Here is a 23,582-nt window from a genome sequence, read left to right as displayed (position 1 = left end):
ATTAACGAGAATGATGATGAACGGCAAGATAACGACTTTTTTTGAAGACAAAGGCTTCGGCTTTATTACCGATGAGAACGGGGAAAATCGTTATTTTCACGTGATTAAAGTGCAAAACCCGGAGCTGATTAAGAAAAACGCGGCGGTGACCTTCGAACCGACCAACAACACCAAAGGCCCTTCGGCGTATGCGGTCAAAGTGCAGGCGGCGAGCAAATACATCATCATCGCCAACGAAAGAATCAAGATCACCAGCATCAAATCTTTCAATACCTTCACCAAAGAAGTGCCGGTGAAAGCGGACGTCGACAAAGAAAACACCGTGCTCTCGGTGGGCCTGCTGATGAACCGCATCCGTCCGCAGTCCGAAGAGGCGCCGCAGACCATGCAGACGCTGCGCATGCTGACCATCACCACTTTCCAGAACGCGACCCATACCTTCTCCGAACAGGAGATCGACATGGATGAAACGCTGAAAGTGCTGAAAAGCCTCTAACCGCCGCCAACGCCTATCCCGCCTGTAGGGCCGCCGCCTGCTGCGCTCGCCTTCACCGGGAGGAATATATTCGCGCCCTGCTAATGGGCGCGCGTATAAAAAACAATCTAAGCAATTTGATATCAGCTGTGATAGCGTGGGTTCTCACCTGACACAGGCCGTGCTATATGACTGATTCCAGCAGCGTTAAAGGCTTTATCAACCGCTCCACCAACATCGCCTGCCCCAAATGCGCCTACGTCACCAGCCAAAAATGCGCGACGCTACGGCAAAACGTTATGCTGATCTGCCCAAACTGCGGTACCCGATTTGAACCCAGGCAGAACTGAAACCCCTATTTAAACATGATGTGACCAACGCTGTTGCCGCTCACCACGTTAAACGACTCTACGCGATTGCGCCCCTGCGATTTGGCGCGATAAAGCGCAATATCCGCCATATTCATCAGCTGTTCCAGAGACTTCACTTCATTCATCGCCAGGCTGGCGACACCTACGCTGATGGTGATTTTCAGCGGCGTTTTGCCGCCGGGATACAGATCGGTTTTTTGCACCAGCTGCCGCAAATGCTCCGCCAAAGCCACCCCCTGCGCGGCCAGCGCACGCGGTAGCATAATCGCGAACTCTTCCCCGCCGAGACGGCCAAACAGCTGATCGTGGCGCAGTTCACGCCGGACGATGTGGGCAAAGGAGGCCAATATCTGATCGCCCACTACGTGGCCGTGCGCGTCGTTAATCAGCTTGAAATGGTCGATATCAATCAACAGCAGCGACACCGCCTCTTTCGATTTATATTTGTGCTCCAACAGTTCGCCGGCCTTTTGCGTCAGCGCACTGCGTGCCAGCACCCCGGTCAGAAAATCGTGATTGGCGCTGTGTTCCAGCCGGCGCATCAGCTTACGATTAACGGCTATCGAACTGGCGAGGATCAGCGGCCCCATCACCAGCATGGCGATCCCCAACCGGGCGGACATCAGGGTATCGAGGAATGCGTTGTGGTTGTTCGGCGTTTCATACAACATCAGGTTGGCGGAGATGCTGCTGATTTCAGTCATGCCGGTCAACAGCGTCAGCAAAGTCACGGTGAACAGCTGGTAGCGGACCGCACACCACAGCAATGCCGGGATCGGGAAGGCTATCGCCCCCGGGCCGCCGATGTACACGCTGAATATCAGGGAAAACAGCAGCGCCAACAGCGGCATGCCGGCCCGCAGCGGCCAGTTTATCGGCATGCTCAACAGTTGCTTCAGCCGCGGAGCCGCCAGGAACACCGGCAACAGCAGCAGGTTAGTGGAGAACTGTTCACTGAACCACGCCAGCCAGGCGGTGATCACCGTATTATTGTACAGGCTGTCACTGCGCAGTATCGACAGGGTCGATGCCACCGCCGCGCCGCTCAGGCTGGCGGTAAACATATAAAGTATCGCCTGCGGCTTGCCCATTCTGCGCTGCGACTGCGGTAACAGCAGCATCACGCCGTAACCGGTGGCGATCAGCGACATATTGCAGGCATTCAACCACATCGCCAAAGGCAGCGCTTCGCCGGTCGTCAAATCGGCGGTAATCATGCCAAGGTAGGTGGTCAGCCAGCCCAACGGCGTGGCATAGGCGGGTTTGCGCAAGAGCAGGCCGAGTAAAATCGCATTCACCGGCCAAAACAGGGAAAGAGATCCAATCGGACGAGTAAATATCCCCAGCAAGGAAAGCAAAAACGCCAGCAGAAAAAGAGTGATCAGCTGGAGGGTAACAGGCAGGCCATGTTTGGCATTTATTCTGGCGTTCATCACCTTACCCATAACTTCATAATAACCAGAGCAATTGTCTGCATATTCCCTCGCCCGGCATGATAAGGAGGACAAAGAACCCGTTCTCAACCAGTAAATACAGATGAATCAAAAACAAAGAGACATTCATTTTATTTAGCAGAATGTTCTTAACACTACGGCTCATCGGCACAACTCCGTGTGAAACGCATTCACACCGACCGGCAGAATAATGTTCAGCGATATCTACCAGCATAGCCTAAGTCGCCGCGGATCCGCATAAACGCAAAAGCCATAAAAATAAAATGGGTACTATTCATTTACCCTATTGTGCCGCCGATGATTTTCCAGCAAGTCCCCCGGAAGCGCAATTAGAACCGGAAAGATAAAAAAAGCCCGCAGAACGGGCTTGCTTGAAGAACAGCAAATTGACAGTTACGACACAGCCATTGCATGCCTGTGCTGCTGTTCATGATATCGGCGGAAGCTTAAGCGGACCTTAGCAACAAAAAACCCGGTCTAGGAACCGGGAATATTTGAACGAAATGCAGTGTTAGCCCAAGCAGGCTAATAACATTTCGCATTTTACACGCCAAATGTGCAGAAAAAATGAACGACGCGTTCCTTCCACCGGACGTGATGGGGAGCAGATCACGCCAGTTTGGCGGCAATGCTCGCGACGCGCTGACCGTACAATTTGGCGGTTTCCAAATCCCCCGACAGCATTTCATCTACGCTGGCATCGGCGGGCGTTTGTACCAACAGGCCAACTGAGCCGCCCAGATTGTTCACATCGGTACGCTGCGCCGCTTTGCTGTTGGCCGGCGGCAGCCCCAGGCTGACCCACAAACCGCCGTGCTGTGAAGCCAGCGTTTGCAGGGCGATCAGCGTAACCTGCTTGTCGCCGTTCAGGCTGGCGCTGTTGGTGAAACCGCCGAACACCTTGTCCTGCCATTTGCGAGTGAACCAGGCTTTTGAGCTGGCGTCGGCAAATTTCTTGAACTGCCACGATGGGCCGCCCATGTAGGTCGGCGAACCAAAGATGATGGCGTCGGCCTCATCCAGTTTCTGCCAGGCTTCTTCGCCGATATTGCCGTCTTGATCGATAGCGATCAGCTCAGCTTCTGCGCCTTCGGCAACAATGTTCGCCAAACGCTCGGTGTGGCCGTAGCCGGAATGAAAAATCACCACTGTCTTCGCCATAAGAAACTCCCGGGTAGTTGCATCGGGGTGCCGGCGGCACCCTCAAATATTCTGATCCAATCTACTCAAGTGGCCGCAGTGTGAATACCCAATTTAACTGACGGAGTTATTCAAAAAAACCGGATGGCATTTATGCCCCTGCCGCCTGCACGCCCTGCTGCCGGGCGAAATCAATAAACGCGCGCAGTGGGCGCGGCATTTGTCGGTTGGCGGGGTAGTAAAGGTAAAAACCGGGAAAAGGCGGTGTCCAGGCATCCAACAGCGGTGCCAGCCGGCCGTCGGCCAGCGCAGCGGCCACTTGGTGCTCAAACAGGTAGGCGATGCCCACGCCGTCCAGCGCCGCCCGCACCAGGATCTCCGGTTCGTCGACGATCACCGGCCCTTCCACCGCGATATCCAGCGTTTCACCGTCGCGCTCAAACTCCCAGCGGTAAAGATTGCCATTGGTTGGCCAGCGAAAATTCAGGCAAAGATGTTGGCGCAGCTCGCGCGGCGCCTGCGGTTGGCCATGACGGGCCAGATACGCCGGCGAGGCGACTACCCGCATCCGCAGGTCTCCGCCAAGCTTGATCGCCACCATGTCCTTTTCCAGCTTCTCATGCAGACGCACGCCGGCATCGAAACCGCCGGCGACAATGTCCACCAGCCGGTCTTCCACGTTGAGATCGAGGAGAATATCCGGGTACTGTCGATGAAACGGCGCGATCAACGGCGCCAGATAATGCATGGCGGCGATCCGCGTAATATTGAGCCGCAAACGCCCGGTGGGCAGCTGGCGTTGGTTGACCGCCTGCGCCACCGCCGCATCGATTTCGGCAATAGCCGGCAACAGGCGCGCCAACATCTGCGCCCCGGCGTCGGTGGGCGCCACGCTGCGGGTGGTGCGGTTCAACAGCCGCAGCCCCAAACGGCTTTCCAGATTGCGCAGCGTCTGGCTCAGCGCCGAGGCGCTCATGCCCAGGTGCGCGGCGGCGCGGGCAAAGCTGCCGTGTTCAACAATGGCGGCAAAAGCGCGCAGCTCTGCAAATTCACTCCCTCTCATTATGCCTCCATCACTTAATAATTCATGAAGATTATAGCGTATTCCGTGAAGGGCCCGCCGGGTCTATCTTGAAATCCACATCAACAGGAGAACGCCCATGAACACATCCTTATCGCTGGACAGTTACCGCCTGCTGGGCCGCTCCGGCCTGCGCGTCTCGCCGCTGGCGCTCGGCACCATGACCTTCGGCGCCGACTGGGGCTGGGGAGCGGAACAGGCCGAGGCCCGCCGCCTGTTCGACACCTATGTCGATCGCGGCGGCAACTTTATCGATACCGCCAACCGCTATACCGAAGGCAGCGCCGAACGCTTTGTCGGCGAATTCGCCACCGGGCGCCGCGACCGTCTGGTGATCGCCACCAAATACACGTTGCCGATGCAGCCCGATAACCCGAACTCCGGCGGCAATCACCGCAAAAGCATGGTGCGATCGGTGGAGGATAGCCTGCGGCGCCTGAACACCGACTATATCGATCTGCTCTATTTGCACGCCTGGGACTACACCACGCCGGTGGAAGAAATCATGCGCGCGATGGACGATCTGGTGCGCGCCGGCAAAGTACTCTACCTGGCGGTATCGGACCTCCCGGCCTGGCAGGCCGCCAGAATGCAGATGCTGGCGGATTTGCGCGGCTGGTCGCCGCTTATCGGCCTGCAGATCGAATACAGCCTGCTGGAACGCACGGTGGAGCGCGAATTGATCCCGATGGCACAAGAGTTGGGGCTGGGCGTGATCCCGTGGTCGCCGCTCGCGGGAGGGGTATTGAGCGGCAAATACCGGCGGCAAGATCTGCACCCCGAGGGGGATGAGACGGGTACGCGACGCGAGGTGGTACGCACCAAAGGAACGCTGACCGCCCACAATCTCGACATTGCCGATGCCCTGGGCGATATCGCCCGCGAAACCGGTTACACGTCCGCCCAGGTAGCGCTTGCCTGGACGCTGCGCAATCCGGCGGTGACCGCGCCCATTATCGGCGCACGCACGCTGACGCAACTGGATGACAACCTCGGCGCGCTGGCGGTCAGGCTGGCGGAAAATCAGTGGCAACGGCTGGATGCACTTAGCGCGATTGAATTGGGCTTCCCGCATGATTTCCTTACGCTGTCGACCACCCGCAACATCATGTTCGGCGGCCTGAACATCGCCGGGCGCAGATAAAAAAATCCCGCACGAGGCGGGATAAACTTAACAGGGATGGGGTAATACACTACAGGGACTAACACACAACATCATCGGGTAGGGTTACCTTACCAATCCCTATGTATAGAACTGTCATTCCTGCGTAAGGTTGCTCCGGCAGATGTAACACCGGATGGAAATGTGACCTGTTGACCGTGACGCCGGCGCTCAGGGATGAGTATCGCGCTCACAAAACAGATTAAAAAACAATCGATTCAGGGCTATTGAGAGCGCCGGGTGGTATAGTGATAACCCCCTACATCTACCCGGTGAAAGATATGTCTATCTTTGATGCCCTTAAGATGTTCAGCGCCACATCCGTGAAAGTGACTTGCCCAAAATGCGCTTACGTCTCCGAACAAAGCAGCAGCAAGGTGCGCAAAAATATCACCATGATCTGCCCTAAATGCGGGCATTATTTCCGCCCTGGAGAAGAAAAGTAACGCCTCCCGTCAATGCACCCGCGGAGTGGTGTCGTTGGCGACTCCCCACAGCAGCCGCGGCCCTCGGCCTTCACCGGCCTGATTTAACGATAAACAGCCGCGATTCGAACCCGCCGCTTTTAAAGGTGCTGGTGTTGGCCCATCCTGGCGGCAACCGCCCAAAATCCTGATTAAAATCGCCGCCGCTGACTAACCACACCCGGCGATGAGGCCCCACCAGGGCGTTGAGATTATCGACATAGGTCTGCGCCGCGCGATCGTGGAAAAAAGTGCCAAAGCCATAGGCATTGGGCTTTCCGGAAATACCGTTGGGCTTGACCGGCGTATACAGCAACGCGCGATGCCCTTTTTCGTTGTAATAAACATAACTCAGATAATTGAACATATTGCTGACGACGACGGCATCATCAGGTTGATAGCCACTGTTGATATAACTCACCATCGCCTTAAACTCATCTTTCTCCGACGGATAATCATTCCGCAGCCCGCTGCCAAACAGCAGGCTAACCAGCAGCAACAATAAAATCCTGTGCGCCTTTTTTTCGTTTTCAGTAATTAACAGGGCCAGGATGATCGGAATGCCCAATGAGGCGAAAAATAAATAGCGGTCGACGAACAGCGGTGTTCGGAACGAAATAATAAACAGCAGAGTAACAGGGATAAATACGCTGCAAAGCAACAGCAGAGGGTATTTTCTTTCCCCTCTCCGCCCCATCAGCCAGAAGCATGACAGCCCGGTGAAACACAAAGGTAACAGCCAAAAAATGATCGCGGGATAACCTCTGCCGTCATCCCCGGTGAATAACCGCCAATACATGGCAGGAAGATCGCTCCACACCACCTGGGGGATCCAGCCGACATCCCCGCCCACTTTCAGCTCCGCAATATGATCCAGCAAGTTCACCAACACCAACAGCCAGGGGATATAGGCCAGCCCTATAGCCAGATTAGCCAGCCACCAGGCCGGTTGCTTAAGATAACGCTGGGGTTCATCACGCCGGCAGGACAGCGCCAACAGCACTATCCAGTGACTTATTAAGGCAAAAATGGTGAAGTAGTGCGTATAAAAACTCAACGCCATCAATAACGCATAAACCGCCAAATAACGACGGTTAGCGGGCGTCTTTAACCACATCACCAGCGCCAGGGTAGCGGCGATCGTCAACATTCCCATCAGCGCATACATACGCGCCTCCTGGCTGTAACGCACCGCCATCGGCATCATTGCCATCAGGCTGCCGGCCAGCAGTGCCGCCCGTTCATTGGCAACCTTGCGCGTCAGCTTTATGGCCAGCGCGACCGTAATAACGCCAAACAGCAGGCTGAGAGAACGGGCAGCAAAAATGCTATCGCCGAACAGCAGCATCCAGCCACGCAGCAGCAGATAATAAAGCGGCGGATGGACGTCAAAAGAAGCATGGTACAACAGCGCCGAAACGTCATAACGGCTGGTCAGCACGCTGGAGGCCTCGTCACACCAAAAGTATCTGCCGGTTAAGGAAATAAACCGGATCCCGGCGGCAAACATCAGAATCAGATAGACGCAATGCCGATAGCCAATGCCTTTTAGCGCCTTGCCGGCCAGGGGTTTGGTAGGGATTTGTTGCAGAGACATAACCGCATTCCGCCGGATTGTTCCACACAGTGTGGAGACGTGGCGGTCATCATTACCGAGTTCAGGTAAATGTCAGCTCAATCATCGCCAAATAAGCCAACATCGCCTTAGCCGCCGCAAAGGTGACGTCATTTTGATGCCGATTATCGGGGGATGTTTTCTTTAGAGGCTAAATAACGGCGTTTAATACCGCCAGACCCGAGTCGGAGACAGGTGGGAGCATGCAGGTTAGCCGACCGTTGAACGCATGGATGCGCGATACGAGCCTCCATGGACGGATTCACGGCGTGTCGGTGCTCTGTAAGCTCCTCACCTGTAGCACCATTAGGCGCAGCTATTTAGGTATCGGCTTAAAGACGGTTGAGGCTGCAGAGCAGTGAGAAACTCGTCTGTTGCTTATCAACGTTGGCTTGCCCGATTCAGTACGAACGCTTCCGATGCCTGCGCTGTGAAACAAAAAACTGATGGGAAATACAAAATTATTTATGTTTTTTCCAATAATATGAGTGCTGTTGATGCTACAAGAATGCTGTAGAACTCATCGCAATCTACGGCGAAAATTATTTAAGCGAGTGACATAAATCATAATTTATAAATATTTACTTTTTTTACGCGTCATACATGAATAGTATGTAACTCAATAATTTCTAATGATTGTAAACTCAGTAAATCCACAGGAGAGCATTTATGAAGGAGATTTTAAGTAGCCACAGGTGGATGGCAGGCTCGAGACGGGAGTGGAAATAACGGTGGTGATCACCGTTCTGGATCATTCTTGTCACAAAATAGTCACTATGGCAGTGACTCCGGTGCCAGTGGTTTCTGGGAAAATGGTACTGAGTCTAATGAAGCTAGAGAGTCCGGAACCAAATGTTAGTTAACTAACAAAAATTTTTACAGGAATAAAACTCTGTACCTTTATGGAGAATATGATGAATAGATATGTTGTTTTTATAAAGAGCGATGCATCAAGAGTGATGAAAAAAGAAGTGGTTACACGAGAAATAATTAAGGATATGAAGCTAAAAGGGTTTAGAAGGCATCGCATTGAAATCGATGCTGAAAACGAAGCGGAAGCAATTAGTAAGTTAAATAAAAACAACAATGATTATTTAGACTCATTAAAAGATTTCTCTGGGAATTTATTAATCTGTTCCGTCTGTGTTGTTGTTATTGCTATAATTTATTTCTTTAGCTAAGAAGTAAAGTAAAATATTTATTTTTTCTATTGATTTTAATTTTTCACCATCATTTAAATGCGTAGTGGGATATCAACGATAGATTTATCCAAGATACCCCAGTTTCTGACAGCATCCATTTTGGATAGATTGGCGATTTAAATGGAGAAAACACAAGTTATATCGACGTATGGAGGAAAAAGTGATCTCCCCCTTTTAAACAGTACCAGTCTAAACTGAAGTATCCGGTCTTTCTTTCACCGAACAAAGAGGCCAATCCGTCATGAAAAAGCCCCGTTATACCGAAGAACAGATCGCTTTTTCGCTGAAACAGACCGAAACAGGTCCCCGGGTGGAAGCCCAATTCGTCCAGCAGGTTAATCTGCAGCAGGAAACGCGCAGCCATTTTTTCCCTGGCGCCCAGGCGGCCTTCCAGCCGTTTTGCCGAGCTCAGCGCTTCGATCACCGCATCGGTAAAGACCTGGGAAAAAGCATGATAAAACTCCAGATGGAAGACTTTCATCTGGTTGAGATAAAATTCACCGCTATTCATTTTTGACAAGACAGGGTTTCTCATCAACGGATGAGATTCAACGCGAGCAATTATTCTCTTTGCAAATTTACTATTACGTGATAGTTATTATTTTCTACCGTTGCAGCAATAACGTCTCTGCCGAGTTGGCGTGCACTCAGTAACGCTTCCATTATTAGGCTCTCAATATAAAAACTACAATTGATAGAAGATTACAGTGCTGATACCCTGCCTACGGCCATAACAATCAAGGCAAATATCCCCATTACCCCCCATCATAATACCCACAACAATACCGTCCCAACCAAAGGCAATCAGAATCTCACTGAGATTAACCACTTTGTTTCTCCAGATTATTATCGCCACACAGATAAGGTGCCTGCGGAATCGCAAACACCCTTATAAATAAAAAGTTTATAAATAATTTCAACGCTATAAAGTTATAAATCCGTATAATTAAAAATCTGGAAATTGTTTAACGTTGGAATAATGAATCGGTTGTTCAAATCCCGGCATCGTGATGCCGTTCATGTCGATCTTAACCTCAGCCTCATCCATGCCATGCTGCCCAAAAAGATAGATAACGTTCAGTTCGCCACGTGAGGCTGCCACATCATAATCCGCCGCCTGTTGCTGTACCTGCCGTCTGCGCTGCTGGTAGTCGGCGAAGGCCTGCTCGCCATGCCGTTTGCGCAACCACTGCGCCGTCAGTTGCGGTGAGTAGACCACGCCGGTGGCATTGTTTCCGCCAAACCCTTTCGAGTTGATAAAAGCGATCTGCGCCTGGTCGGCAGACAAAGGCCGATCCTGAGTCGGGATCAGCAAGCGAGCGTCATTCACCTGCGGCGATATCTGATCCACGCTCTTGATTCCCGGCAAGATGCCGTACTTAAAGGTGCCCAAACAGCTGATCAACTGATCGCCACTCGCCGGCCCCAATGAGTGCCCCAGATAGGATTTCACCGCCGTGACGGGCCATGCGTCAATGGAAAAGGCTTCGGCGACCCGGTCAAAGATCTCGGCTTCGGACACGCAGTTTTTTGGCGTGCTGGAACCGTGCGCCTGAATGAAAGAGCCTTTTTGTACGCATTCCAGCCCGGCCATCGTGACGGCAGACGCGACGGCCTTCGCCATGGTGATGTAATTGCCCGGCCCCGGCGAGGCGATGGAGCGTTTATAACCGTCGGCGTTGATGAAAACATCGCTCACCGCACCATGAATCTCCGCCCCCAGTTGCAATGCCAGCTCATCATCCATCAGCACAATATATTGGCTGGACTCGGCAATCACAAAACCGCAGCTGTTGCCGAACGGACGGCTGCTGTTGCGCCAGTCTGCCGTTTCGGTTTCATCGATACGTTTGAGCTTGCTCTCCGTCGCCAGCGCCCCCATCGCATCAAAACCCTCGATCACTTCCGGGGTGATCGGCGCCTCCGCGCTCCCTACGATGGCCACGCGGATCCTGCCTGCCTTGATATCTTCCGCTGCGGCATTCAGGTTGTAGAGAAAAGTGGCGCAAGCGCCCAGGGTAGCGCTGGTGTGCCCCACACTGCCCAACACATAGGCATTCAAAAAATCGGCGCACATGCTGTTCAAGCCCAACGGGCACTGTTTGGCGCTGACGCGGTTACCCTTCAGGCGCGATTGCAGCATACCGCCAAACCCCTGGTCGTCGAGCTGCCCCAGAATATTGCCGGAATACACCCCCAACTGGTCCGGCGCAATCGCAGCCCGGACTTCATTCCACGGGATCCCCAGGGCATTAATGGCATCGGAGGCCGCAACGATCGCCATCTGCAACGCGCGGGGATGAAACTGCGAGCTGTAGTGGTCACCCGGCCTGAATCCCTGCGGCAATTGGCCTGCGGCTTGCGCTTCGGTGCGCAGCGTGACGTCAATTTTGCAGTCCATTTCGCCCCGAACGGTAATGCGTACCCGATCGTCCGCGAGCGGCTCAACCCGCCATCCTTGCGGCAAAGGCTGGGGCAACTGCCGGCTGGGCATATCAAAACTCAAAGGTTCGGCACCCGCCGCCATATTCAATTTGGCATGGCTGGCCACGGCATCGACATCAAAATACTCTTTGGCGATCTTCCTGATCAGTGTGCCTTGCAACACGGCTTCTTTTATTTCAGCTGCTGCCTGTGTAGCTGAGCGTATATTCCCTTCGGCGTTAGGGTAGCCGCCATCCTGATATTTAAGCAATCCCATCAGCACTGCTAATGATAATAACGTCTCTTGCCGTTGGTCCTCCGGTAAAGCGTCCATGACCATACGACGAAATGCGTGGTGCGAAGAGCTCCGACCTGCGGGACCGTAGCCACCGAATGCGGTTATGACAGGTAACTTGACCATAGAGTATCCTAGCCTTTCAGCGGCATCGTTATGTTTCACTTACTTTAGATAATTTATAGATATCAGTTTACAAAGCGTGGGCAAAAGCTATTATGAAAATCCGGCCAAAATGCAGACTTTTTTGGCCAAGACAGGTGTAGCAGTAATAATCCAATAATAAACCAGGTATTGATTGGAAAATGATAAATACAAAGATAGGATTTGTATTGTGTGAGCACATGCTGAGTTCCGGCCTCAGCCTGCCAATAGAAATGTGGAAAGCAGCAGCAAGCAGTTATTTTGCGGAACAAAGAAACCATTATAAAAATCAAGATAAATACACACTTACCTTATGTAAACCCGAAAACATCCTCAGTATTAGTACTATAGGTATTAATAAAAATCCCATACCGACACACAGCGGTTTTAGCCTGATTGCCGATGACGTACTGGAAGAGGATGCCGATTACGATATCATCTATCTGCCCGCCATCTGGCGCAATCCGCGCCCTATTGTAAGACGCAACACGGCCATTACCCAGTGGCTGACAACACAGGCGGCAAAAGGCACGCGGATCGCCGCCGTCGGGACAGGTTGCTGTTTCCTGGCGGAAGCCCGGCTACTGGATGGCCAACCGGCCACCACCCACTGGCACTATTTCGAACAGTTTGCGCATGATTATCCCGAAGTTAATTTAAAAACAAAATATTTCATCACCCAGTCCGAGAATATTTTCTGTGCAGCCAGTGTGAAAGCCCTTTCCGATCTCACCGTTCATTTTATTGAGACCACCTACGGTAAAAAAGTGGCAAACCATACGCAACGGACTTTCTTCCATGAGATCCGCAGCCATTTTGAACGCCTGTGTTACAGAGAAGAAAATAAACCTCATCCTGACGAGGATATAATCCAGATCCAAACCTGGATAAAGGAAAATTGCACGACAAACTTACCGATGCAGAAACTCGCCGATATGGTAGGCATGAGTTTGCGCAACTTTAACCGCCGCTTCAAAAATGCGACCGATATTTCGCCTTTGCAATATCTATTAAAGGTTCGGATTGAGTCCGCAATCAATATGTTACAAACGACTAATTTGAGCATTCAGGAAATTGCCGCTCTGGTAGGTTACCAGGATATTGCGCACTTTAACCGCCAGTTCAAACGCATCTCCAGCGTTTCGCCCGGTGATTATCGCAAAACCGTTCGCGCCAAGATGTTCCGTACGGAACACGCCGTCGAGGCTGAATCAGAGTTTTAACCCAGGGGCCCCGCAAAGGGCCCCAATCACCTCTCGTGCTCAATCAGCGTTCGCCCAATGGCAAACGCCATAGCTCATAACGCTCTTCACCCCGTTTAACGGTTCCCGCAAAGTGATCATTCAAGCTGCTCGACGTGAAGATAAGATCCCCTCCCGGTTGGATAGCCGGCGTGTCAGGCCAGCGTACGCCCTCGGCGGCGGCGAGCAGCGACATCGCCCCGCTTTTGGGATCAAACTTCACGATGCCATTGCGGGTGACGTCGGTAATGTAAAGGTTGCCGACGGCGTCGGTCACGATGCCATCGGTATTACCGCCTACGGAGCCAAGATCCTGGATCTTTGCGGTAATCTGTTCATCTGTAGCCGCAGCGTTGCGCAAGATTTCGGTCGGCACCGCATGCGCGTGCGTGCCTGTCGTCACTGTCCAATACAACGTGCGGCCGTCCGGCGACAAGGCGATGCCGTTAATGCCAATAAGTAACGGGTTACCTGGCCAAACGTCTGCGCCATGCGCAACGACCTTCACACCCGCCTCAACCTGCAGGCTCACGTGCCGGTCAAGTACCCGGCGGGCACCGCCGGTGGCGAAATCCACCACGATCAGGCCGACTTTATTGTTCGGCGCGCTGCGCGAACCGCTGTCGGAGATATAGGCAACGCGACGGCGCTCATCGACGACAATATCGTTCAGGAAGCTGCCCTTGCGGTCGGCCACGCCATCCAGGCCGATGCGCTTGATCGTTCGGCCCGACTTCAGATCCAGTACCAGCACCTTCTGCGACCCGGCCGGGGCCTCGGTTTCACCGGCGACAAAACCCATGTCCAGTGCCCACAACCAGCCGTTCTCACGATCGACATAGAAACCCAGCACATTGCGCAGGTTTTGCTCCGGCGCGGCATTCACGGCGTTGCCTGCCCGGGAAGGGAATGCCGTCAACCGTGCGGGGCCGGACGTGGCACGGGTGTCCAGAATGCTCAACGTGGCAGGCGCAGCGGCGGACACCAGGCGCGGCGTACTCACGAACGCGGCGCCTTGCTGATCGAAATGGATACCGGCGATAGGCGCGTTGACCGACCCGGAAAAAGCAGCCGGATCCTTGCCACCTTTGGGTGATTCCCAGCTCACGCCGCTATAACTGCGCCAGCGTTCAAGGGGTGGCGAATCTGCCGCTATCGCCGCGGTTTCGAAAGACAACACGGCCACCATGGCCATGGCGGAAAGACGAAAGAAATGTTTGGGCATAAACGTGCTCCGTGGAATGTCAGGAAAAACGGTGAATGGGGATCCAGGCGTTTTGGCGAGGCGGCCCCTATTTAAAGGATGGAACGGAAGGTTCCGCCTTCTACACGTACCGCAGCGCCATTAGAAGCCGCACCCAACGGACTGACCAACAAAGCCACCATTGCCGCAATTTCGTCGGCTTCGATCATACGTGCGATCAACGAGCTGGGACGATAAGTCTGGAAGAAATGCGCTTCGATCTCCGCATCGGTCATACCTGGGCGCGGTGCCGTCTGGCGCAGATAGTCGACGATGCCCTCTGAACGGGTGGCCGAGGGCAACACACTGTTGACGGTCACGCCGGTGCCCTTGGTCAACTCGGCCATGCCGCGCGAGACCGCTAACTGTGCAGATTTGCTGACCCCATAGTGAACCATGTCTGGCGGCGTGAACGCGCCGACTTCGCTCGACATGAAGACCACCCTGCCCCAGTTCCTTTGCAGCATGCGCGGGAAGTAATGGCGTGACAGACGCACACCGGACATCACGTTAACATCGAGCATGTGAAGCCAATCGTCGTCGGTGATCTCGGCGAAGGGTTTAGCCTCGTAGTAGCCAAGGTTGTTGATCAGGATGTCGGTATCCGGGTGCGCAGCAATCAGCGCAGCGGCACCTTCAGCGCGGCTGAGGTCCGCAACTACCGTGGAAACCCGAGCATCGGGGATTTCAGTGACGATTTCCGCAGCAGCGCTTGCCAGTTTTTCGGGATCACGCCCCGTGAGAGTCACCGCCACGCCTTCACGTACCAGGGTACGCGCGATAGCCAAACCGATGCCCGCAGTGGCGCCGGTGACAAGTGCTGTCTTGCCAGTCAGTTGCAGATCCATAAAGATTTCCTTTTGGTGAGATCGAGTGAATGAAAATACCCCGCAGCCAGGCAGTGCTACCTCTAGGAATTGCGCAATGCCGGTAATGGGTTTACCGAGGGAAAGGAGGCTCTCTGGCCGATGGCGATCCCCCTTTGATAAGGAACAGAGAAATTGTATTCATAACTCTCAGGGTGATAAATTGGCTTAAGAGACAAAGATTTGTTCTTTGGAGGATAAAATGAGCCGTAAATTTGACTACCTTGGGGATGTTGAGGCTTTCATTGCGGTGGTCGAGAAAGGTTCTTTTACTGCGGGAGCCGTGGCGCTTTCCACCACGGCTTCCGTTCTGAGCCGGGCCGTTTCCCGCCTTGAAACACGCCTGGGGCGGCAATTGCTGCATCGAACCACCCGCCACCTGGGCCTGACTGAAGCCGGGCGGCTCTACCTGGAGCAGGCGCGATCGGCATTTCAGCAGCTTGACGAGGCCGGGCGCGAGATCCAGGGGCTGGAAGGCGAACTGACCGGCCGCGTGCGGATAAGCGTGCCCACCACTTATGGGCACTATCGCCTACCGCCGCTGCTGGCGCGCTTTGCCCAGCAGTTCCCGCAAGTCCGGGTGGAATTGAATATCACCAATCGCAATGTCGATTTGGTCGCGGAAGGGTTTGATCTCGCCATCCGCCTTGGCGACTTGCCCGACAGCGGCCTGGTCGCGCGAAAACTCGAAGATGCGGCATTGCTTTTGGTCGCCTCGCCCGACTACCTCAAACGAGCCGGTACCCCCAAGACATTGGAAGAATTGGAGCGGCATATGTGCCTGCCGTTCGTCATGCCGCGCACCGGCCGGCTCGCGCCGTGGGTATTTCGCGACGGTGAGCGTGATATTGACTGGCTGCCCAACTCATCCATCGAAATTTCCGATGACGTATTGGGCGTAGTGTCCCTGGCCGAACAGGGTATGGGTATTTGCCAGAGCTATGAATTTATCGTTCACGACCGAATGAAAAGCGGCCGGCTAGTGGAAATACTGCCGCATCTGCGCGGCCGTTCACGGCCCTTCTCGGTGGTATACGCACCGCATCGCCGCCAATCGCCGGCAACGCGGGCCATGATCGAGCAGTTGTGTTTATAGGATGATTGGGTTAGCTGTCTATAGAATAAGGAGCATTCCAAGTCTCGGCTAAGGGCCATTAAGGCACACTGATGCTTGAGTCATCGTCGGCTGTTCTCCAAATAAAGAAACTCATGATATCCAGGAACTTTGCATCAGCTTGCGCATAGGTACTTGGGCTGTGCCCAGAATTATTTTCAGCGAGAATAAGCACTGGATTTGGTTCTTTTTCCTTTAGAGCTATCTCTTCCAGGCGGGCGGCGAATTTGGCCGTTTGCCATGGGGAAACCCGCGCATCATTTAACCCAACCGTAAGTATTACAGCAGGATAACGTACACCGTCTTGCAGGTTGTTGTATGCATCGATTTTTCGCAGGTCACGCCGCCCATGTTCGGTGGATGGTGAACCAAACTCTTCAAAATTCATTGGGCCAATTGGAATTTGGTCCAGTCGACTGGTATTAAGAATGCCAACATCAATTGCCGCGGCGGCAAACAACCGGGGGCGCTGTACCATTGCCATTCCAATAATGATTCCGCCAGCGCTTTCACCGCTTATAGCAAGTCGTGCAGGTTTTGTGTAACCATGACTCACCAGATATTCTGCACACTGTATGAAATCAGTAATTGAATTTTCTTTGTTTGGGCCACGTCCACCTGCATGCCAGGCAGGCCCCAGTTCTCCCCCCCCGCGAACATGAGCGATTGCGATAATACCGCCATTTCTGAGCCAGATAAGACGTGACGGATCAAAGTTGGGAAACGTACTTGTTCCATAAGCTCCGTAGGCACTTAGCCAAGTTGGCGCAGAGCCATCTAACCTCATTCCTCGACGGTGAATGATGGTGAGAGGGACACGCACATGATCTTTTGACATAACCCATTTTTCGTCCACTTCATAGTCAGAAAAAGAATAGGATTTCGGCTCAATCAGATTGGTCTTCTCGACTGATATGTTATCAGGGTCATAATGAAATATTCCCGGTGGCCTAGTCCACCCCTGCAACGTGAAGAGAATCCCTCGCCTGTCAATGCCTGAAAACAAGGCCGTAACCTCGCCATCAAATGGACGAGGGACATTCTGAATATGATTAATATTCGCGAATGGCACACGCACAAATCTGTTCGTCCCGGAATCATGATATGTGATGTAAAGCGCCTCGCTACTGGTTGTAAAACCAGTTAATTCACCATTCGACCACTCAAGCACTTTCTCTTCCGAAGTATATGGCTTACCGAGATCCAGGCGCGTAATCAAGTAACCTGAAGATAAATTATATTTTGCCAGGTATAACCATTTCCCGGAAAAAACAAAATCAGATACATTCTTCTTTCCATCGATAATTTTCACCCACGGGGTTTTTCGTCCATTCAATGCTTTAACACGTACTGAAAATATTGATCTGCTATACCCACTAACTGAAGGTGATATAGATGCAAGCAGCCAATCTGAATCCGGCGACGCATATAAAGCCACATCATCGTAAGTGCTTTTTCTTAGTCCTGATACCATATAAGCATCAAAAATGGTTTCATCGCTTTTATAATCCTTACCGATATGGTGAAGATAAACCTTTTCACCAGAAAGACTCTCGGAAGCCAAGCCATTTGTTTTTATGGGCGGCAGGCGCGTGTAGTAGAATGATCTATTATCAGGTCGCCACACTATGTTTGGGTAGCGAACACGTGGAATAATATCGTCAAGTTTTTTTCCGCTACTGACATCAAGAATCTTAATTGAGGTAATTTCTGCACCACTTTCGGATAGTCCATAAGCGACATACCGACCATCATGCGAAGGAGAAAAAAAGTGAATACCGCTACCTACAGGAGGATCAATAATCACTTTTTCGCTGCTATTTTTCTGTTTTACAAAAAGGCGTAAATAAGGAAATGCAGGAGTGGAGCGTAGATAAAAACGACTATCCCCTGCATCGTAAACGTCTGAAAGGTTGCCTTCAGCATTGATAAAAGCATGCAGCTGGTTTTCGGTAGCCCCTCTCCAGGGAAGGGCATCTATCGTTTTTCGAGATTGCTTCGTTCTGAGCTTAAGCCATTGAGCCATATAGCTCTGTTCAACTTCCATCCAGCGATAGTGATCCTTGTTTTTTTGAGAATCAAACAAAACATCAGCTCGGGCGCAACAATATGCTACGCCAGCCAGAAGATACAGCGAAACCATAAAAATAGTTTTTCTCAAAAGGATCAATATTTTACACCTCATTTCAGTCAAACTTAACGGCCATCTTTTCCGTCATGCCCATTGTGTCCCCCCCTTCCACCCTCACCCCCTTTTCCGCCCTTCCCACCAGGTCCTCCATTTCCTCCATTACCGCCATTACCGCCAGGTCCGCCGTTCCCCCCATTTCCACCGTTACCATTGCCACAGCTTCCACCATTGCCACCTGTACCCCCGTTACCTCCTCTTCCTCCATTCCCGCCCCTGCCCCCGTTACATTGGGAACCTCCAGCAATGAGCAACATTTCTGAGTGAAGCAGTTCGCGCATTTTTTTCTCCTGACATTGTTTAACTGAGTTACTCACAACGGCTCGTCCCCCTTAGGATCGGCGAACCGCTGTTTTTTGGGACCTAATTAACTCTTAATGGCGGCCACCTCCGCTGTTACCACCACCGTTACCACCGCCGCAATTGCCGCCGTTACCACCATTACCGCCATTACCACTTCGCCCACCACCGCCGCCAGGACCTCCGTTACAAGTGCCGCCGTTCCCGCCACGATTGCCGTTACCATTGCCGTTGCCGTTGCCGCTCCCGTTCCCGGCACCAACTCCCCCGGCTACACTTACCATTTCATACGATTCAAGTTCACGCATTGGCATTTCCTTTGTGAATGGTTAATCCCCTTATCGGGTCATTACAATATGCTACATTAATCCAGTAAATTGAAAATATATTCTAATTATAATGTGTTTATTCTTCCTTCATAGAATATATTTCCATGAAATTCGCACTGGAGAGTATTGTTACAGGAGTCCTAATATGAATCAGACTACCAACGAGGAATCCCTCCCACTATTCAGACATGAGGCAATTTCCGAGCGTAGTGGTTCCTATTTCGGTAATAGCATAGCACTCAGGCCACTTGGAATAACCTTTCTTACCGGAGTAAGTCTTATTGTAACTGGCGCAGTGTTGTCTTTTTTGTATTTTGGGGAATACACCAGTCGGGTTAAAGTCGCAGGACTGGTCCAGCCATCCTCAGGTGTTGCACGCGTTTATGCCTCAAGGTCGGGATATATCACCAGATTCAATGTCAGCGAAGATAGTGTAATCACTCGTGGCTCACTACTCCTTTCCGTAGCGTCTGATAACAGAACAGCTATAGGTGGTACACAAGAAAACATACTGTACCAACTACGTAATCAGCGTTCCGAACTCACCCAGGAAATGGCACGGCGAATAGCACGAGAGAAGATTGAAAAACCGTCCTTGCAGCACCAAAGCACATACTTTCAGGAAGAAATAAATAGAATAGAACAGCAAATATCTCATTATGATTCTTATATGAATGAAATGCGTCGAAGCTACAATAGCTACAAATCTTATTCTGAAAAAGGATTAATTAGCAAAATAGATTTAATGGACAGGTATGAAAACTATCAAAGAGTGATTAAAGAACTTGATGAGCTAAAGAAAGAGCGTATTCAGATAGCCAGAAAATTTGATGAAATCAGCTATACTCTTTCCGCTTTTGATTCAAAGGCTGCATCCGAGAACAGTGAAATAAGTAGGCAAATTTCCTCAATAGACAAGGATATTGCAGAAAATGAGTCCTTAAGAGAGATTGACATCTCTGCTCCAGTATCAGGAACCATCACCTCCATATTATTCCAGCCAGGTCAGTATGTGGCGGCAGGTACTCCCCTTCTATCCATACTTCCCGCCTCATCAAATTTAGATGTTTATCTCTTCGCAAAAAGCTCGCAGATTGGCTTTTTGAATAAAGGTGCGCGGGTATTGCTAAGATATGCTTCTTATCCATATCAAAAATTCGGGACCTATCCAGGTACAGTGAGCACCATTTCAAGAGCGCCTGTTTCCGGGGAGATCCCTGATGCAGAAGGGAAAAATGATCAAATGTGGGCTCAGAATACAGACCTTTACCGAATCACCGTAAAGCCTGATAGCAACCAGGTCACCGTCTATGGCCGGCGAGTGCCATTAAAGGCGGGAATGGCGGTAGAAGCTGATGTTCTGCTTGAAACCCGACGAATATATGAGTGGCTTTTTGAACCGATCCTTGGTCTGCGTAGCATCTAGCGGAAATTAAGATATATGAGATTTAACGATATTCAATTTAGCTTTACCAGACGACTTCCTGTTGTGCTACAGACAGAGGCTGCAGAATGTGGACTGGCATGCCTGGCTATGGTGGCCGGGTTCTATGGGTTTAGAGTGGATTTAAGCGCACTGAGACACCACTTCTCTACGTCTTTAAAGGGGATGACGCTCAAGGATTTGGCAGATATGTGTGGAAAGTTGTCTTTAACAAGCCGAGCATTACGCATAGAGCCGGAAGAACTTCATGAATTGCGTTTACCTGCTATTTTACACTGGGACTTCAATCACTATGTTGTACTGGAGCGAGTTAATTCTAAGGAAATAATTATTCATGATCCAGCCCAGGGAAAAAGAAAAATATCATATTCAGAGGTCAAAAAACACTTAACTGGGATCGTTTTGGAAGTGTTTCCCACTCCAAGCTTTCAAAAGCGCACTGAACTGAAAAAATTAAGTTTATCGGGACTTTTCGATAAAATCAGTGGTCTCCGACGCAGTCTTATCTCAATATTTTTACTCACTTTCTGCCTGGAATTTTTTGCCTTATTAGGGCCGATCGGACTTCAACTGGTAATTGATCAGGCCGTGGTCAGTAGCGATCTTGAACTTGTTACCATGACCGGGATAGGATTATTAATCGTTCTAATCCTACAAGCATTGATCAGCTTCGGGCGATCATGGATGATGATGTTCTTAAGTACTCAACTCAGCCTGCAATGGGAAATCGGACTGTTTTCTCATTTAATTCGCCTTCCATTAACATTTTTTGAAAGTCGTCACGTCGGAGATATTTTATCGCGATTTCATAGTCTTGATTCAATTCAACATACCCTCACGACAGACCTCATAGATGCCATAATAGATGGGTGCATGATCGTAGGACTTATTGCAATGATGTTCACCTATAATTCCTCTCTGGCTGTGTTAGCACTTATGATTATAGCAACTTATATAGCTATAAGAATTCTGTTCTACAACACCTATCGCCAATCCTCTGAAGAAAGACTGGTCCTACAGGCCCGCGAAAGCACCCATTTTATGGAAACAATTCGTGGAGCTGCCAGTTTAAAAGTTTTGGGCCTTGAGACAAACCGTTTAGCATCATGGATAAAGAAACTTGCTGACGCCACAAACTGCGGATTAAGGATTCGACGGATTGATATTTTGTTCGACTTTATAGCAATTTTCCTTTTTGGTACTGGAAGGATCATAATGTTATGTCTGGGAGCACGTGCGATTATACATGGTCAAATGACTGTCGGTATGTTCATAGCATATTCATTTTATCAAGAGCAATTGTTCAGCCGTTCAAATAAATTAACTGACATAGCTTTTCGTTTAAAAATGCTGAGCCTACATTCACAACGTCTTGCCGATATAGCTCTTACAAATGTTGAAGAAGACAGTAGCCTGCACGTACCACCACCTCAGCCAGGGTTTCAAAAAAATGCTATTTTTGAGGCGAAAGATATTCATTTCAGATATGGAACAGGTGAAGCAGAGATTTTAAAAGGAATCAATTTGACTGTTGAACCGGGTAAAAGCATTGCCATTGTGGGGCCTTCAGGTTGTGGTAAAACAACCCTGCTGAAAATCCTTGCCGGTTTGATTTCTCCTTCCAGTGGTCAGGTCATGTATGGCGGGAAAAATATCAAAAGCATTGGACTTTCTAATTACCGCGCACTCACAGGTTGTGTGTTACAGGATGACAGACTCTTTTCCGGTACCATCGCTGAGAACATTGCATGCTTCGATCCTGTCGCTGATCAGGACTGGATTGAAGAGTGCGCACGCACCGCTCAAATTGATACAGAGATCACCGCGATGCCGATGGGTTATTCTTCGTTCGTAGGCGATATGGGAAATTTGCTTTCAGGAGGCCAAAAGCAACGGCTCTTTCTTGCCCGGGCACTATATCGCAAGCCGATGCTTCTTTTCATGGACGAGTCAACCAGCCATCTCGACGAAAACAATGAAAATCTCATCAATGAAGCCATTTCCGATTTGGGAATTACACGAATTATTGTCGCTCATCGCCCCAAAACTATTGCGCTAGCAGGTAAAGCATTTTCTCTCATAAATAAAGGGAAATGAATATCGCCAGTTAATCCTTCACCGTATAGAGACAGGTTTCTGCCTCAATGACATACGGTGCTACCGAAACACTACTGCACTTTCGTGGGGTATATGGACGATACTTTGGCATACGTATTGCGGAATTTTCGACAAACACGTGCCATACTGGCATTCGATGTCTTCCACGAGATTCTGATCTATGATTTTTCCCGTAAAGAGATAGAAATCCGTCTGTAAAACGGGGGTTACTTTAACTACCCCGTTCTACAGCACCTTATTAACAATTAACTAGTTTTGTATCTGCCAAACCTTCGGTATTCATACCGTTTGGCAAATGCTTTGAACATCGTCGTCAATAAATTGCAACCCTGCCTCCAGAGCTTCATGTTTGCGATAACTGTAAGTGTACTCAATTGTCTTTTTCAGGAGAAACAAGCGAGAGGATATTTTATCAGGTTCGAGCACAAACATCCTTCGGTGGTACTCATGAATTCTGTCATAGGCTATCTGGAAAATATGGAACTCAAATTCAGACATAATCACATTATTATATTCAAGAAATATATCTGATAATTCAGTCCAGTTTAAATTATCAGATAGTGCAGAGGTGATGCGACTGCAAGCATTTTTCAGATAGTCTGGTGAAATTTGTAGCGGGCACAAACGATTAATCGCGTTTGTAAAGATTGTACGTTTCATCTGCAATATTGCGGCGCATTCTGACAAACTACACGATATTATTCTGAACCCACGTTTTCTTTCCCATATAAGCAGACCTCTTTCGGAGAGACGAATCAATGCCTCACGCACTGGCACCGGACTGACTTTAAGTGAGATGCATAGTTCTCCTGGATTTATATACTGCCCCTCCTGAAAATCCCCTTCTATTATCCTGTTCCGTAATCTGTTAAAAACATCATCCTTTATTTCATACACTGGCGTTACATCCTC

The 23,582-nt window shown here is 50.6% G+C and carries 21 protein-coding genes; 9 read left to right on the top strand and 12 right to left on the bottom strand.

Translation table 11 applies throughout. The annotated features are described in order from the left end of the window. Nucleotides 1–16 precede the first annotated feature (16 nt). Nucleotides 17–496, top strand: a complete 480-nt coding sequence (locus JK621_RS04545) for a cold-shock protein (RefSeq protein ID WP_126486273.1) — start codon at nucleotides 17–19, stop codon at nucleotides 494–496. Nucleotides 497–663: 167 nt separating this feature from the next. After that, a complete protein-coding gene (locus JK621_RS04540) occupies nucleotides 664–825 on the top strand; it encodes a YnfU family zinc-binding protein (RefSeq protein ID WP_164713297.1) in 162 nt (53 codons plus the stop codon). 5 nt (nucleotides 826–830) lie between these two features. Here JK621_RS04540 and JK621_RS04535 read toward each other — a convergent pair whose 3' ends face one another. From JK621_RS04535 to JK621_RS04525, 3 genes are all read right to left on the bottom strand, one after another. Beyond that, nucleotides 831–2,279 (bottom strand): GGDEF domain-containing protein, encoded by a 1,449-nt coding sequence (locus JK621_RS04535; RefSeq protein ID WP_249337143.1) that lies wholly within the window; start codon nucleotides 2,277–2,279, stop codon nucleotides 831–833. 630 nt (nucleotides 2,280–2,909) lie between these two features. Continuing rightward, nucleotides 2,910–3,461 (bottom strand): flavodoxin family protein, encoded by a 552-nt coding sequence (locus tag JK621_RS04530; protein WP_212558806.1) that lies wholly within the window; start codon nucleotides 3,459–3,461, stop codon nucleotides 2,910–2,912. A 130-nt stretch (nucleotides 3,462–3,591) separates the two neighbouring features. Beyond that, nucleotides 3,592–4,503, bottom strand: a complete 912-nt coding sequence (locus tag JK621_RS04525; protein WP_212558805.1) for a LysR family transcriptional regulator — start codon at nucleotides 4,501–4,503, stop codon at nucleotides 3,592–3,594. Between the two features lie 97 nt (nucleotides 4,504–4,600). Here JK621_RS04525 and JK621_RS04520 point away from each other — a divergent pair, with 97 nt between their 5' ends. Both JK621_RS04520 and JK621_RS25325 read left to right on the top strand, forming a co-directional pair. After that, the gene (locus JK621_RS04520; protein WP_212558804.1) at nucleotides 4,601–5,665 is read left to right on the top strand and encodes an aldo/keto reductase; all 1,065 of its coding nucleotides are present in this window, start codon (nucleotides 4,601–4,603) and stop codon (nucleotides 5,663–5,665) included. A 299-nt stretch (nucleotides 5,666–5,964) separates the two neighbouring features. Continuing rightward, nucleotides 5,965–6,129: a YnfU family zinc-binding protein gene (locus JK621_RS25325; RefSeq protein WP_249337142.1), complete on the top strand. Its 165-nt coding sequence runs from the start codon at nucleotides 5,965–5,967 to the stop codon at nucleotides 6,127–6,129. A 70-nt stretch (nucleotides 6,130–6,199) separates the two neighbouring features. Here the strand turns inward: JK621_RS25325 and JK621_RS04515 are convergent, their stop codons facing one another. Continuing rightward, nucleotides 6,200–7,744, bottom strand: coding sequence for a glycosyltransferase family 39 protein (locus JK621_RS04515; RefSeq protein WP_212558803.1), 1,545 nt, complete (start codon nucleotides 7,742–7,744; stop codon nucleotides 6,200–6,202). Between the two features lie 932 nt (nucleotides 7,745–8,676). Between JK621_RS04515 and JK621_RS04510 the strand changes: the two genes are divergently transcribed. Continuing rightward, a complete protein-coding gene (locus JK621_RS04510; RefSeq protein ID WP_212560123.1) occupies nucleotides 8,677–8,943 on the top strand; it encodes a hypothetical protein in 267 nt (88 codons plus the stop codon). Nucleotides 8,944–9,100: 157 nt separating this feature from the next. On the opposite strand, the gene JK621_RS25320 is transcribed toward JK621_RS04510, so the two are convergent. Both JK621_RS25320 and JK621_RS04500 read right to left on the bottom strand, forming a co-directional pair. Beyond that, on the bottom strand, nucleotides 9,101–9,484 hold the full coding sequence (locus JK621_RS25320) for a hypothetical protein (RefSeq protein WP_249337141.1): 384 nt from the start codon (nucleotides 9,482–9,484) through the stop codon (nucleotides 9,101–9,103). A 426-nt stretch (nucleotides 9,485–9,910) separates the two neighbouring features. Beyond that, a complete protein-coding gene (locus JK621_RS04500) occupies nucleotides 9,911–11,809 on the bottom strand; it encodes a beta-ketoacyl synthase (RefSeq protein WP_212558802.1) in 1,899 nt (632 codons plus the stop codon). A 218-nt stretch (nucleotides 11,810–12,027) separates the two neighbouring features. On the opposite strand from JK621_RS04500, the gene JK621_RS04495 reads away from it, so the two are divergent. Next, the gene (locus JK621_RS04495) at nucleotides 12,028–13,050 is read left to right on the top strand and encodes a GlxA family transcriptional regulator (protein ID WP_249337140.1); all 1,023 of its coding nucleotides are present in this window, start codon (nucleotides 12,028–12,030) and stop codon (nucleotides 13,048–13,050) included. 43 nt (nucleotides 13,051–13,093) lie between these two features. Here JK621_RS04495 and JK621_RS04490 read toward each other — a convergent pair whose 3' ends face one another. Together JK621_RS04490 and JK621_RS04485 are read right to left on the bottom strand one after the other, a co-directional pair. Then, nucleotides 13,094–14,293 carry an L-dopachrome tautomerase-related protein gene (locus JK621_RS04490; RefSeq protein ID WP_212558801.1) on the bottom strand — a complete coding sequence of 400 codons (1,200 nt, stop codon included), beginning with the start codon at nucleotides 14,291–14,293 and terminating at the stop codon, nucleotides 13,094–13,096. A 71-nt stretch (nucleotides 14,294–14,364) separates the two neighbouring features. Next, a complete protein-coding gene (locus JK621_RS04485; protein WP_212558800.1) occupies nucleotides 14,365–15,159 on the bottom strand; it encodes an SDR family NAD(P)-dependent oxidoreductase in 795 nt (264 codons plus the stop codon). Nucleotides 15,160–15,379: 220 nt separating this feature from the next. On the opposite strand from JK621_RS04485, the gene JK621_RS04480 reads away from it, so the two are divergent. Beyond that, on the top strand, nucleotides 15,380–16,273 hold the full coding sequence (locus JK621_RS04480; RefSeq protein ID WP_212558799.1) for a LysR family transcriptional regulator: 894 nt from the start codon (nucleotides 15,380–15,382) through the stop codon (nucleotides 16,271–16,273). 58 nt (nucleotides 16,274–16,331) lie between these two features. On the opposite strand, the gene JK621_RS04475 is transcribed toward JK621_RS04480, so the two are convergent. The 3 genes from JK621_RS04475 to JK621_RS04465 form a co-directional block, all read right to left on the bottom strand. Beyond that, nucleotides 16,332–18,461: a prolyl oligopeptidase family serine peptidase gene (locus JK621_RS04475; RefSeq protein WP_212558798.1), complete on the bottom strand. Its 2,130-nt coding sequence runs from the start codon at nucleotides 18,459–18,461 to the stop codon at nucleotides 16,332–16,334. A gap of 16 nt (nucleotides 18,462–18,477) precedes the next feature. Further along, the gene (locus JK621_RS04470) at nucleotides 18,478–18,687 is read right to left on the bottom strand and encodes a hypothetical protein (RefSeq protein ID WP_212558797.1); all 210 of its coding nucleotides are present in this window, start codon (nucleotides 18,685–18,687) and stop codon (nucleotides 18,478–18,480) included. A gap of 159 nt (nucleotides 18,688–18,846) precedes the next feature. Next, entirely contained in the window at nucleotides 18,847–19,005 is a 159-nt protein-coding gene (locus JK621_RS04465) for a hypothetical protein (protein ID WP_212558796.1), read from the bottom strand. 248 nt (nucleotides 19,006–19,253) lie between these two features. On the opposite strand from JK621_RS04465, the gene JK621_RS04460 reads away from it, so the two are divergent. Both JK621_RS04460 and JK621_RS04455 read left to right on the top strand, forming a co-directional pair. Next, a complete protein-coding gene (locus tag JK621_RS04460) occupies nucleotides 19,254–20,534 on the top strand; it encodes an HlyD family secretion protein (RefSeq protein ID WP_212558795.1) in 1,281 nt (426 codons plus the stop codon). Nucleotides 20,535–20,549: 15 nt separating this feature from the next. After that, on the top strand, nucleotides 20,550–22,649 hold the full coding sequence (locus tag JK621_RS04455) for a peptidase domain-containing ABC transporter (RefSeq protein ID WP_212558794.1): 2,100 nt from the start codon (nucleotides 20,550–20,552) through the stop codon (nucleotides 22,647–22,649). A 300-nt stretch (nucleotides 22,650–22,949) separates the two neighbouring features. Here JK621_RS04455 and JK621_RS04450 read toward each other — a convergent pair whose 3' ends face one another. Next, complete coding sequence (locus JK621_RS04450) at nucleotides 22,950–23,567, bottom strand: GntR family transcriptional regulator (protein ID WP_212558793.1); 618 nt, start codon at nucleotides 23,565–23,567, stop codon at nucleotides 22,950–22,952. Nucleotides 23,568–23,582: the final 15 nt, after the last annotated feature.

Origin of the sequence: Serratia plymuthica (assembly GCF_018336935.1) — a bacterium.
GTDB lineage: Bacteria > Pseudomonadota > Gammaproteobacteria > Enterobacterales > Enterobacteriaceae > Serratia > Serratia plymuthica_B.
Note: the sequence above shows the minus strand (reverse complement) of the source record. Positions and strands in the feature narration are given on the sequence as shown.

Excerpts from the sequence above, each read along its gene's own strand:
- JK621_RS04520 (WP_212558804.1), top strand. The coding sequence starts at position 4,601 with ATGAACACATCCTTATCGCTGGACAGTTACCGCCTGCTGGGCCGCTCC.
- JK621_RS04525 (WP_212558805.1), bottom strand. The coding sequence starts at position 4,503 with ATGAGAGGGAGTGAATTTGCAGAGCTGCGCGCTTTTGCCGCCATTGTT.
- JK621_RS04545 (WP_126486273.1), top strand. The coding sequence starts at position 17 with ATGAACGGCAAGATAACGACTTTTTTTGAAGACAAAGGCTTCGGCTTT.
- JK621_RS04460 (WP_212558795.1), top strand. The coding sequence starts at position 19,254 with ATGAATCAGACTACCAACGAGGAATCCCTCCCACTATTCAGACATGAG.
- JK621_RS04455 (WP_212558794.1), top strand. The coding sequence starts at position 20,550 with ATGAGATTTAACGATATTCAATTTAGCTTTACCAGACGACTTCCTGTT.
- JK621_RS04540 (WP_164713297.1), top strand. The coding sequence starts at position 664 with ATGACTGATTCCAGCAGCGTTAAAGGCTTTATCAACCGCTCCACCAAC.
- JK621_RS04515 (WP_212558803.1), bottom strand. The coding sequence starts at position 7,744 with ATGTCTCTGCAACAAATCCCTACCAAACCCCTGGCCGGCAAGGCGCTA.
- JK621_RS04495 (WP_249337140.1), top strand. The coding sequence starts at position 12,028 with ATGCTGAGTTCCGGCCTCAGCCTGCCAATAGAAATGTGGAAAGCAGCA.
- JK621_RS04480 (WP_212558799.1), top strand. The coding sequence starts at position 15,380 with ATGAGCCGTAAATTTGACTACCTTGGGGATGTTGAGGCTTTCATTGCG.
- JK621_RS04470 (WP_212558797.1), bottom strand. The coding sequence starts at position 18,687 with ATGGAGGAAGAGGAGGTAACGGGGGTACAGGTGGCAATGGTGGAAGCT.
- JK621_RS04500 (WP_212558802.1), bottom strand. The coding sequence starts at position 11,809 with ATGGTCAAGTTACCTGTCATAACCGCATTCGGTGGCTACGGTCCCGCA.
- JK621_RS04465 (WP_212558796.1), bottom strand. The coding sequence starts at position 19,005 with ATGGTAACGGCAATCGTGGCGGGAACGGCGGCACTTGTAACGGAGGTC.
- JK621_RS04535 (WP_249337143.1), bottom strand. The coding sequence starts at position 2,279 with ATGAACGCCAGAATAAATGCCAAACATGGCCTGCCTGTTACCCTCCAG.
- JK621_RS04530 (WP_212558806.1), bottom strand. The coding sequence starts at position 3,461 with ATGGCGAAGACAGTGGTGATTTTTCATTCCGGCTACGGCCACACCGAG.
- JK621_RS04510 (WP_212560123.1), top strand. The coding sequence starts at position 8,677 with ATGAATAGATATGTTGTTTTTATAAAGAGCGATGCATCAAGAGTGATG.
- JK621_RS25325 (WP_249337142.1), top strand. The coding sequence starts at position 5,965 with ATGTCTATCTTTGATGCCCTTAAGATGTTCAGCGCCACATCCGTGAAA.
- JK621_RS04485 (WP_212558800.1), bottom strand. The coding sequence starts at position 15,159 with ATGGATCTGCAACTGACTGGCAAGACAGCACTTGTCACCGGCGCCACT.
- JK621_RS04490 (WP_212558801.1), bottom strand. The coding sequence starts at position 14,293 with ATGCCCAAACATTTCTTTCGTCTTTCCGCCATGGCCATGGTGGCCGTG.